At 64.1% G+C, this 11,981-nt stretch carries 7 protein-coding genes; 6 read left to right on the top strand and 1 reads right to left on the bottom strand.

Annotated elements, in window-relative coordinates; all coding sequences use genetic code 11:
* Window positions 1-149: 149 nt before the first annotated feature.
* The 6 genes from DESUT3_RS15035 (at window position 150) to DESUT3_RS15010 (ending at window position 9,985) form a co-directional block, all read left to right on the top strand.
* On the top strand, window positions 150-2,156 hold the full coding sequence (locus tag DESUT3_RS15035; protein WP_221249289.1) for a cytochrome-c peroxidase: 2,007 nt from the start codon (window positions 150-152) through the stop codon (window positions 2,154-2,156).
* A 150-nt stretch (window positions 2,157-2,306) separates the two neighbouring features.
* A complete protein-coding gene (locus DESUT3_RS15030) occupies window positions 2,307-3,455 on the top strand; it encodes a hypothetical protein (RefSeq protein WP_221249288.1) in 1,149 nt (382 codons plus the stop codon).
* Window positions 3,456-3,678: 223 nt separating this feature from the next.
* A complete protein-coding gene (locus DESUT3_RS15025) occupies window positions 3,679-4,191 on the top strand; it encodes a peptidylprolyl isomerase (RefSeq protein ID WP_318836035.1) in 513 nt (170 codons plus the stop codon).
* A 128-nt stretch (window positions 4,192-4,319) separates the two neighbouring features.
* A complete protein-coding gene (locus DESUT3_RS15020) occupies window positions 4,320-6,023 on the top strand; it encodes an alkaline phosphatase family protein (protein ID WP_221249286.1) in 1,704 nt (567 codons plus the stop codon).
* 267 nt (window positions 6,024-6,290) lie between these two features.
* Window positions 6,291-7,970, top strand: a complete 1,680-nt coding sequence (locus tag DESUT3_RS15015) for a CHRD domain-containing protein (RefSeq protein WP_221249285.1) — start codon at window positions 6,291-6,293, stop codon at window positions 7,968-7,970.
* 113 nt (window positions 7,971-8,083) lie between these two features.
* Window positions 8,084-9,985 carry a CHRD domain-containing protein gene (locus DESUT3_RS15010; RefSeq protein WP_221249284.1) on the top strand — a complete coding sequence of 634 codons (1,902 nt, stop codon included), beginning with the start codon at window positions 8,084-8,086 and terminating at the stop codon, window positions 9,983-9,985.
* A gap of 221 nt (window positions 9,986-10,206) precedes the next feature.
* On the opposite strand, the gene DESUT3_RS15005 is transcribed toward DESUT3_RS15010, so the two are convergent.
* Entirely contained in the window at window positions 10,207-11,775 is a 1,569-nt protein-coding gene (locus DESUT3_RS15005) for an acetyl-CoA hydrolase/transferase C-terminal domain-containing protein (RefSeq protein WP_221249283.1), read from the bottom strand.
* Window positions 11,776-11,981: the final 206 nt, after the last annotated feature.

Raw genomic sequence — 11,981 nt, 5'->3', positions numbered from 1 at the left:
CCGTAACCATCCCTTCGAGTCGAGGCAGGGACGCCGGGTATGCCGGTCTCCGGCCGGTGGCCAACAGCTTGAGCATCGTCCATTAGCAGAAAATTCGTGAATCGCAGCCCCCTTGCCTGGGGGCAGGCGGGTTTCAGAGGGAGTATTTCATGATCAAAGGGACCATTCCGAGGTTATCCGCAACCATCGCCGGCGCCTTGGGCCTGGTGTTGGCGGGCGGGCTGCTGGCAGTCGCCGCGGCGCAGACCGCCAATCCCATTTCGCTGGGCGACGTAGCGGTGCCCGAACCGGTCAACCTGGGGCGGTTCGTCGCCGACAAGAATGCCGCCATCAGGCTGGGCAAGGCTCTGTTCTGGGATATGCAGCTGGGCAGCGACGGCCAGACCGCCTGCGCCACCTGTCACTTTCATGCCGGAACCGACAGCCGGGCCCGCAATACCCTGAGCGCCGGCAGCAATGGGACGTTTGACGGCGGCGCTCGACCCAACAGCGAGCTGACCGCTGGAGATTTCCCCATGGTCCGCTTCGCCGATGACGGGGACCGTACCTCTGCCCGTACGGTACGCGATGACCGCACCGGCGCCCAGGGGGTGAACAAGACCCGGTTCCTGCGGGTCATCCCGGGGCGGGCCGAAGAGCCCGGCCGCACCCAGCGCGACGCCACTTTTCATCGCAACGGCCGCAACGTTCGCCAGACCACCGAACGCAACGCGCCGAGCATGATCAACGCGGTATTCAACTTCACCAACTTCCTCGACGGCCGCGCCAACCATTACTTCAACGGCGTTAATCCTTTCGGCATCATGGACACCGAGGCCCGCGTGCTCATCGATACCGGCAATGGCCTGACTGACCTCAACCTGACCGGAGATCTGGCCAACAACCCCTTCGCCCTGGACAACGCCAGCCTCGCTTCCCAGGCCGTGGGGCCGCCCCTGTCCGATGTGGAGATGTCGTGGATCGGCCGCTCCTGGCCTGAAATCGGGCGCAAGATGCTCAGCCTGCGGCCCTTGGCCCAGCAGGAAGTACACCCCGGCGACAGTCGCCTGGGGGCCCTGCGCGATGCCAGCGGCAAGGGCCTGGCCACCAGCTACGGCGACATGATCCGCAGTGCCTTCCTCCCCGAGTTCTGGCAGAGCGCAGCCCGGATCGACGGGTACAGCCAGATGGAGATGAACTTCTCGCTGTTCTTCGGGCTGGCGGTGCAGCTTTACGAGGCTACCCTGATTTCCGACCAGACGCCCTTCGACCGCTTCCTGGAGGGGGATGCGACGGCGCTGAGCGAAAGCGCCCTGCTCGGCTTGAACATCTTCCAGTCAGGCGGTGCCGGCTGCACCAACTGCCACATCGGGCCGGAACTGACCGGCGCCTCGGTGTCGCTGGCCAGGGCCGCTGGCGAGGCGGGGCTGATCGAGCTGATGGGGATGGGCAACGGAGAAAATGCCAACTACGACATCGGCTTCTACAACATCGGGGTGACGCCTACCGCGGATGACCTCGGCCGCGGGGGGACCGGCCCCTTCACCATGGCCAACGGCCAGCCCATGCCCCTGTCCTTTACCGGGCAGCATTTCGCGGGGGCGGCGAACCTCGGGTTTATCCCCATCGCCCAGCCCGGCTGTGTGACCAACTTCCTGGCCGATCCCCCGACCATCTGTCCGCCGACGGTGGATTCCGTCACCCGCCAGGCGGTCAACGGCGCCTTCAAGACCCCCGGGCTGCGCAACGTCGAACTGACTGGCCCCTACATGCATGACGGCGGCATGACGACTCTCATGCAGGTCGTCGATTTCTACACCCGTGGTGGCAACTTCCATGAGGAAAACCTCGACAATCTCGACCCCTTCATCGACACCATCGGCCAACTGCAGGGCAACGAGGCCAGGCAGCGAAACCTGGTGGACTTTCTGCTGGCGCTGACCGATGAGCGGGTGCGCTGGGAGCAGGCCCCCTTCGACCATCCCCAACTGTTTGTCGCCGATGGCCACGAAGAGCGCATCGCGGGCAACCCCAAGCGCAGCAGGGTGCTGGTCGACCGGCTGCGGGAGATCCCCGCGGTGGGAGCCCAGGGTCGTCAGGCCGCTGGCCTGCCGCCCCTGGGCCCGGTCCTTGCCCCCGAGGGGATGAGCAGCCAGCAGTTTCATTACCAGCCATAAGAGAGTATCGGCCCCAAAAGTAGGGGATCCGGTAGCCGGAAGTAGGGAAAACCCGCATTGCCAAGGTAGGGCGGTGTTGGTATCTGGTTAGGTAACTTGACAAAAAAGATTGGCAAGCTGGATTCTTGCCATTTCGTAAAGGAGGACCTAATGAAAAACTTTAAGACGATTTTGGTCGGTCTGCTGGCTGCCGCGGCATTGAGCTTCGCGGGTTGCGGCGGTGGTGGCGGCGGTGGCGGCGGCGGGGTCAACAACGATATCGACGGTGACGGGATCCCCAACGCTTCCGATGCGGCGCCCAACGATGCCAGCGTGTTCGCCGCCTTCAGCGGTTTTCTGCTCGACTTTCTCGCTCCGGCCAGCACTTTCAGTGTCGCTACGGACATCACCAACGGCGACATGGCGGTCGGTTTCAGCGATGACGCCCTGGCCAACATCAAGGCGGTCAGGTGGACCTTCGACGAGGTGGCGCAGACCAGCCTCGTCACCCAGCTCGACCCGATCCCGACAAACGTTTACAGTGCCGCCTACGGCGCCAACGACGGCGGCATGGTGGTCGGCGAGTCGGCCGATGGCGCTGACTTCAGCGCGGTGATCTGGGACACCGGGGCGACCACCGCGACTACCCTGCAGAAGGGGACCCTGACCACCACTGCCGCCTACGGCGCCAACGGTCTCGGCCAGATTGTCGGCGAGGGAGCCGACGCCGGCAATCTGGTGGCGGTGCTCTGGAATGACCAGGCGGCAGCCCCGGTGCTGCTCGGCAATCTCCCGGGCGGCACCACCAGCTCGGCCTACTCCATCACCGATGGCGGGGTGGTGGTCGGTGAGGCCGACAACGGCAGCGAAATCCACGCGGTGCTCTGGCTGGTGGACAACACCGGCGCCGTGACCGGCGGACCCATCGACCTGGGCAAACTTGCCGCGGGTGATATCGCCAGCATCGCCTACAGCGCCAACGACCTCGGCGAGGTGGTGGGCGAGTCCGAAGCCGCCAATGGCGAGATCCACGCGGTGCAGTGGACCGTCGACCTGGTCGCCGGGACCGTGACCGCCACGGCCGATCTCGGCCAGGCCGGGTCGGACAGCAGCGCCTATGCCAACAACGGCATCAACCGCATTGCCGGCGCGGACGGCCGCAGTGGAACCGCCCTGGCGTCGGTCTGGGACAACCGCAACACCGCGCTGCCCAATGCGGTGCTCAGCGGTGGCGGAATCAGCCAGGCCTTCGGGTTGAACGAAGCCAACCTGACCGTCGGCGTCTCCGGCAACCAGGCCTTTGTCGCCGTCCCCCAGTAGGGCTTCCGCCGCAGCAGGGCTGAGCGGCACATCCTTTACCCAAGCTGGCCCGGGCCTATCGCCCGGGCCAGCCTGTTTTTGCCGCCTTTCCCGCGGGCCCGCCCCACCCGGGCAGGGCAGGGGGGCCTCGCTCTCCCTGGCGTTGGAAGGGGCGCATTGGGATTGACGCCTTGCGGGGCAGCTGCTAAAGTTGCGCCAAATCAAAGCCAACAAGGAGATCATGATGAGCGATAAAAATCCCGTTGTTCTGTTCGAAACCAGCCAGGGCGACTTCAAAATCGAGCTGAATCCGGAAAAAGCCCCCATCACCGTGGAAAACTTCCTGGCCTACGTCAAGGACGGGTTTTACGACGGAACCGTTTTTCATCGGGTGATCGAGAATTTCATGATTCAGGGCGGCGGCATGACCGCCGAGCTGAAGGAGAAGAAGAACAAAAAGCCGATCAAGAACGAGGCCGACAACGGCCTGAAAAACGTTCGTGGCTCCATCGCCATGGCCCGCACCCAGGTGGTGGACAGCGCCACCAGCCAGTTCTTCATCAACGTGGTGAACAACGATTTCCTCAATCACCAGGGAAAAACGCCCATGGGCTACGGCTATGCCGTGTTCGGCCAGGTGGTGGAGGGGATGGAAACCGTGGACGCGATCCGCAAGGTCGCCACCGGCAACCAGGGCTTTCACCAAGATGTGCCCAAGGAGCCGGTGGTCATCAACAAGGCCAGCGTGGTGGAATAAAAAGATCTGTAGGCGAGATCCTGAAAAGCCGGTGCCGCTGCACCGGCTTTTTTTTCTGCAATTTCCCCAGGTTGGTTTGGCATTAATGAACGTTGTGCTATACTCGTTCAAATCGACCGCAGAGGGGCATGGTGGACTGGACGAACTGGATCGACCGACTGTTCAGGGTATATTACTGGTTCAAGTTCTACCCGTTTCGCAAGGAGCGGTTGGCCAACCGTGGCGCGGGGCGGAAAAAGGGGTTTGTCGGCATCCAGATCGACGGGCTGGCCTATCCCCACCTGCTTCAGGCCATGGAGATGGGGTTTGTGCCCAATCTCGAGCGGCACCTGGCGCGCGGCTATCGATTGCGTGAATACCTCTCCGGGCTTCCCAGCACCACCCCGGCCGCCCAGGCGGCCATCTTCTATGGCGACAGCTCGGGGATTCCGGCTTTCCGCTGGTATGAGAAGGGGACCGGGCAGCTGATCAGCTGCAACGACCTGGATCACGTCCAGCATTTCCGGGAAAAGCTCTTCGCCGGCCGGTCGGGGCTGCTCGAAGGGGGCTCCTCCTACTCCAACATCCTCGACGGGGGGGCGTCCCGCAGTATCTTCACCGTCTCTTCGCCCAGGCCGCAGACGCTGTTCGGCCGTTTCGGCGGCCTGCGCATCCTGCTGCTGATGCTGCTGCATCCGCTGCGGGTCTCGCGCATGCTCGGCGCCTCGGTGCTGGAGTACTTCACCAACCTCTACGACCGCTGGCATTTCCGCAAGACCCGGCCCTGGCGCGTAAGCAGCGGGCTGTTCCCCTTCATCCGCATCATCTGCAACGTCATCCTGCGCGAGCTGCAGACCTTCGGGGTCATAGCCGACATCTACGCCGGGGTTCCCGTCATCTACACCACCTACAGCGGCTATGACGAGCTGGCTCACCATTTCGGCCCGGCATCGCGGCCGGCGCTGAAAAACCTCAAGTACACCGACAAACGCATCGGCGAAGTCATGCGCATGCTGCGCCATGCCCCGGGGGCGGACTACGAGCTGGTGCTGCTCTCGGATCACGGGCAGACGCCCGGTTTTCCCTTTCACAACAAGTTCGGCGCCACCCTGGGCGAGGCGGTCAGCGCTTTTCTGCGTGAGAACCAGCGGGCCACCGTCTCCTCGGGAGAGCTGGCGTTTCCGGGGGTCCAGCTCGGCTATCTCGAAAAGGAGCTGGAGGTGCGGCGAAGCGGTTGGCGGCAGCGGTTGTTCCGGGCGACCAAGAACTACATGCAGCGCAAGATCAGCCAACTGGTCCCGGAAACGATCAAGGTGGACCCCCGCGAGGGGGTGGTGATCACCTACTCCAGTTCCCTGGCCCACCTCTACTTTGCCGGGCAGCCGCAGCGGTTGAGCTGGACCGAGATCGAGCGGGACAACGCTTTGTTGTTGCGGTTTCTGAGCCGCCACAAGGGGATCGGTTTCGTCATTGCCCGGGGGGCCGGGCCCGAGGTCTGCTTCTTTCACCCGGGGGGAAGGGTCTGTGTTACGCCGGGGCAGAAGCCGCCCGGCGCAGAACTCAGGTTTCTTGAGCCCTACGGCGACCCCCTGGAGCTGCTCCCCGAGTTGGTGGCCTTCGCCGGTGGCGAGAATTGCGGCGACCTGGTTCTGTTCGGCGCCTACGACGGGGAGCGGATTGCCTGCTTCGACGACCAGGTCGGCGGCCACGGCTCGGTGGGCGGCCCGCAGATGCGCCCTTTTTTGATCCTTCCAGCCGGCCATCCCCTGCTGGAATGCGAAAGAATCGTCGGCCATGCCAGGCTGTATCACGAACTGTTCCTGCCGCTTCGCCGTCAAGGCGCAACCGACTGATCTGGGTCTTTTCCTGGCCGCACGATCCCTCCAAATCTGGCTTCATCCCTTTTCTATCTTTCCCCCGAATTATCCTTTGTTGGTTCTGAAGTAGGGTTTTCCTACCCACGGATGGGGGAGGCCACCTATAGCGATCCAAAGCGGATTTGATAAACCTAAAGTTAACAGTGAATAAACCTTAGGCTAAGGGTAAACAAACAGTCCGGTTCGCCTTGAGCCGAGCCATGAACTGAATAAAGGGGTTTTCCCCCGGAGAAGGAGGAATTTATGGTCCGCCATTTTGCAGTCCGGCTGCTGGCCATCGGCTTTCTGCTCGTCGTACCTTCGTTGGGTATGGCTGAGCTTACGCTTACAGGCCCCGTCACCCCGCCCCACAACTATCCGCTCTGGTACCAGGATGCAAACGGCTTGAAGATGGAGCTCTGCACCCAGGACAACGGATTTTGTCTGCTGGTCGGCCCCGAGGAGGGGGGGATCGACCCGGTTTTGGGCGTTGGCGTTGAAACCTTCTGGTTTTCGGCAGCGGTGGCCTTCGACCAGCCCGGCATTGTCGGCGGGGTCGGCCTCGACCTCGAAGGGGCATTTCTCAACGAAGCCGTGATCGACGGTGACCAGATGTCCTTCGGCCGGGTGCGCATCCGGCTGGATGTCGACCAGGTGGGGACCTACCGGGTGATTCATCCCTACGGCGAGGACACCTTCGTCGTCGACGCCCTGGTTGCCGGCAACGAGATCAATTTCACCGAGGATATCGGCTGCGTCGCCGGGCCCTGCGATTTCGACCTGGCGCTCACCAGCCGCATCGGCCCTTTCCTGTTCTGGGATTCGGAGCTTCCCCAACTGGATGTCAACGGGGAACCCCACGTGGGCAACCCCAACCTGCTCCACACCGTGCTCGGCAGCCCCACGGGCAACAACTTCGTGCGCATTGAAAGAAACGGCGTTCAGGTGGCCATCGAGAACCAGTTCGCCCTGATGGGCAAGGTCTTCACCGGGGACGGCAACACGGCGCCGACCCCCCTGAACGACGTCGCCTCCACCACGCCGGGCACCCCGGTGCTGATCGACGTGCTGGCCAACGACACCTTCACCGACATCCCCATCAACCCAGGCTCGGTGACCATCGCCACGCCCCCTACCGGGGGGACGGCGGTCATGGCGGTGGAGAACGGCAAGGTCATGGTGCGCTACACCCCCAATGGCGGTTTTACCGGACCCGACAGTTTCAGCTACACGGTCCGCAACTTCGCCGGCCTGGCGGGCGTGGACGAATCGGCGCCGGCCGTCGTGAGCCTCGAGGTCGAAGCGCTGGCGGTCAACCGTGCCGAACTGCGGCCCAATCTGCTCAAATGGCGCATCGAGGGGACCAGCTCCGATGCGACCGACAACAGCATCCTGCTGCTGAGTGAGCCGCTGGCCGTGAATGCAACGCTCAGCGGGGCCCAGGAAGTCCCCCCGGTGACCACCACAGGCAGCGGCTCGGCCCTGGTCACCCCGGCAGCCGACCTGGCTTCGCTCGATTTCACCCTGAGCACCGCCAACCTGCTCAACACCCAGGCGGCCCACATCCATGTCGGTGCTCCCGGGGTGGATGGCCCCATCATCTTCAACCTGGCCATCGGCCTGTTCGGCAGCCCGGTCTCGGGCACCCTGACCGCGGCCGATCTGCAGCCGCAACCGGCCCAGGGGATCAACACCTTTGATGATGCGCTCCGCGCCATCCTTTCCGGCAGGGCCTACGTTAACGTTCACACCGACGGGAATCCCGGCGGGGAGATCCGCGGCCAACTCGGCCCGGCGCGGCTCATCGGCGAGGTGCCGGTGCAGGCCGACGGCAGCTGGTCGTTCCAGGGTAAATCGACGGCTCTGCCGCCGACAGGGGGGGGAATTCGTGCCATATCCAGCAACGCGATTGCCGTTCCAGACGTTCCTCTGGAGCGCCGCTAGGGGAGAGCCGGAGGGCGGCCTGAGCCGCCGCCCTCCGGCTGCTGCCATGTTCACCCGTCCATACATCCTGCCCAGGCGGGCTGTAGCGGAAGATGTATTTTGGAGGCCCAATCATGCTGATCATTACCAGAAAACTTTTTGTCGCGGGCGTCTTCGCCCTGAGCGGGCTGCTCGCTGCGCCCCAGGCGGTATGGGCGGATCTGGCCGCTGTTGGCCCGATAAACCTGCAGAACGGTTTCCCCCTCTGGTGGCAGGACCAGAACGGCACCCAGGTGGAGATCTGCCTGGAGGCGGCCAACTGCCCGCTGTTCGATCCGCCGGTACCCGGTAACCCCTATTCCCAGCAGATCGGTTTCGGCGCCGAGGCCTTCTGGTGGGCCGCCGGGGCCGACCTGGCCAACCCGGTCGGCAACGGCCTGTTCGAGCTGGCCATGGAAGCGGCATTTCTCACCGAAGATCCGGCGCCGGGGGACCAGAACCCCTTCGTGCGTCTGCGTGCCCGCTTCGACGTGGCGGTGGCCGGGACCTACACCATCACCTATCCCTTCGGGACCCTGACCGTGAATGTGCCGGCCGGCGACCTGGTCATCAACGAAACCATCGACATCGCCGGCAGCCCGGGCGATCTTCCGCCCTTCAGCGCGGCCCTGGCCACCGGGGTTCCGCCGGTTGCTGCCGATGGCGCCAATAACGGTGTATCCGCCTTCTTCAGCGGTTTGGCGCCGGCGCCCGCGGCGGGCTTCATGGGCGTCCCCGGCATCGCCTCGACCATCGACGCCACCGGGCTGGTCAACGGCGCCACGGTGACCATCACCGGCCCGGCTGGAGCCTTCGGCGCCACCAACACCCTGACCAATAACGACCTGTGGGATGTGGCCGGCAAGCTGTTCATCCCCGGCGTCAACCTGGCGCCGAACGCGGTCCCCGATTTCGCCACCACCGCCCTCGGCTCGCCGGTGACTATCAACGTCGTCGCCAACGACGTCGACACCCTGGTCGCGGGGAGCAACGACCATGTCATCAATCCCCTGGCCGTGGCCCTGGGCAGCGATACCGTGAACCTGATCAACAACGCCATCGGCGCCACCAGCTCCGTCGCCACGGCCCGCGGCGGCAGCGCCACCATCAATGCCGACGGCACCATCACCTATGTGCCGCCGCCGACCTTTTCCGGGGCGGATTCTTTCAGCTACCTGGTGCAGGACACCGGCGGCCTGGTCGATACGGCCCAGGTGACGGTGGTCGTCGAACAGCTTGGCGCCGCCTCGGCCGAACTGCGCACCAAGCTGCTCAAGTGGGACATCGAGGGCAACAGCACCATCACCCGGCTGAGCGGGATCGACGGCGCGGGGAACACCTTCTTCTTTACCCCGCTCGCGGGGCTCTGGAACACCCCGCTGATGGCCGCCAGCACCGGCAGCGGTTCGATCACCCTCACGGTGATCCGCGACGGCGCCGGCACCGTCACTGACCTGGACTACACCCTGCAGATCGACGGGCTTGTCGATATCACCGCCGCCCACATCCACGTCGGGGCCCTGGGCGAGCGGGGGCCGATCACGGTCACCCTGTTCGACGCCGATGGCGATATCGGCACGGTGGGCGTGCCCGCCGGCACCAACAGCCCCCTCACGGTGACCCCGGCCACCCGGTTCCCGGCGGGCGATCCGCGCAACACCACCACGGTGACCGACGTGGACAATCCGGTGGGCGGGCCGCTGGCCAATCTCACCGCCGTGGTCGACGCCATCCTGGCCGGGCAGGCTTACATCCAGGTGCACACCGTGGCCAACCCGCCGGGCGAGATTCGCGGGCAGCTGGGCCGCAACGCGGTGGCCTTGCGGGCCGGGTCCAACTCCGGCCCGGTCATCGGGACCGCGGCGGTCACCGGCACCGGAACCTCCGGCCTCTGGCGCTTCAGCGGCAAGTCGGTGGCCAACCCCGGGACCAGCACCCAGGTGTTCGTGTTGAGTTCCGCCGGCAGCGCGCAGGCCATTCCCCTGCGCCTGCGCTAAGCCTAACCAGGGGGGGATCACGGAAACGGGCCGCTCGTTTGAACGAGCGGCCCGTTTTTTTGTGCGGTACCTGCATGTCGGTTATTTGCCATGGCCTCCCGAAGACTCCCTCTCCCTCAAGGAGAGGGTTGGGGAGGGTGGGCCAGGGATCCCTCGCGCCCCACAAAAAAAGCCCCTCCGGCGAGCCGGAGGGGCGATTGCAGTTGCAACTGCAGCGATGCTTAGAAGTCGATCTTGACGTCCCAGTTGTCGACCTTCATGGTGCCGTTCTTCTCCAGGTTCCACTGCATTTTGAAGCAGCGGTCGAAGAGTTGGGGCTCGTGGCCGACGCCCTTCTCCAGGCAGATCTTCTTGGCCATGTCGAAGTATTCCTGGATGATCGGCTTGTAGTCGGGATGCACGCACTTGTCGATGATGACCTGGGCGCGATCCTTCGGCGCCAGGCCGCGGCAGTCGGCCAGGCCCTGCTCGGTGACCAGCACGTCGAGGTCGTGCTCGGTGTGGTCGACGTGGGGCGCCTTGGGAACCACGCAGGTGATGCCGGTGGGGTCGGACTTGCTGGGGCGCACCGAGGGGGTGTGCATGATCTTCAGGAAGCCGTTGCGCAGGAAGTCGCCGGAGCCGCCCAGGCCGTTGATCATGCGGGTACCGCCGACCAGGGTCGAGTTGGCGTGGGCGTAGATGTCGAACTCGACCGGGGTGTTCATGGCGATGCACCCCAGGCGGCGGATCGGCTCGGGGTGGTTCGAGATCGACAGCTGGCGCAGGACGATCTTCTTGGTGTACTCGTCCCAGTTGGCGTAGAGGCGCTTGAAGCCCTCATTGGAGAGCGACAGGGAGCAGGCCGAGGCGAAGTCGAGCTTGCCGCTGTCGAAGAAGTCGAGCATGGTGTCCTGCAGAACCTCGGTGTAGACCGAGAGGTTCTTGAAGGGGCCCTTGACCAGGCCGCCGACGACCGCGTTGGCGATGTTGCCGACGCCCGACTGCAGGGGGAGCAGGTTCTTGGGCAGGCGGCCGCGCTTGACTTCATTCTGCAGGAAGTCGAGGATGTGGTCGGCGATCTGCTCGGAGATCTCGTCCGGGGGGCCCAGGGGACGGCCGTTGTCGAGCTTCTTGGACTCGACGATGGCGACGATCTTGTCCGGGTCGCAGCGCACGTAGGGGCTACCGGCGCGGGAGCCGGCGTCGGTGATCAGGTAGGGGAGCCTGTTGGGCGGAGCCACCGGCTCGATGATGTCGTGCAGACCCTCGTGGGAGGGCATCTCGGTGTTGAGCTCGATGATGATCTTGTCGGCCACCTGGCACAGCTCGGGGCAGATGCCGCAGGAGCCGGAGAGAACCAGGCCGCCGTCTTCGGCGATGTCGGTACACTCGATGATGGCGATGTCGATGCGGCCGTTCTCGGTGTAGAAGCCGTAGCCGATATCCTGGGCGAAGTGACCGAGGTGCTTGTCGCCCATGCGGATCTTGCCCGAGTTGATCCCCTTCTGGATGTTCTTGCCGGTCTGGTAGGGCCAGCGGCGGTCGATCATGTCGAGGCTCGCCCAGCGGTCCTCGGTTTCAACGCCGACCGACGCGCCGATGAACAGGTTGAAGCGCAGCTTGCCCTGCAGGTTGTTCTGCTCGACGTGGTCCGCCAGTGCCACCGGCATGACCTTGGGGTAGCCGACGGGGGTGAAACCCGACCAGCCGAGGTTCATCCCGTTCTTGAACATCGGGATGAGCTCTTCGGGTTGTACCACCTTGTTGAGCAGGGATTTGCGGCGGATGCGGCTCTGAATTGTAGACATCTCTCTCCTCCTTCGTAATTTGTCGTGGCACCGACAGGGTGCGCTACCGACCAAAAGGTTGAATAGCGGATTTAGAACGCCGTGAAAGGTCTGCCTGAGGGCTTGGTTCGGTGAAAAAATCCTGTCAAAAAATATAGTTAGAGTCAAAAAGGCTGGAATAATAAGGGCTTAAAAATGCTCTAACACGCCATTTTAGAATTCCGTTA

The organism is Desulfuromonas versatilis (assembly GCF_019704135.1).
Classification (GTDB): domain Bacteria; phylum Desulfobacterota; class Desulfuromonadia; order Desulfuromonadales; family NIT-T3; genus Desulfuromonas_A; species Desulfuromonas_A versatilis.
Note: the sequence above shows the minus strand (reverse complement) of the source record. Positions and strands in the feature narration are given on the sequence as shown.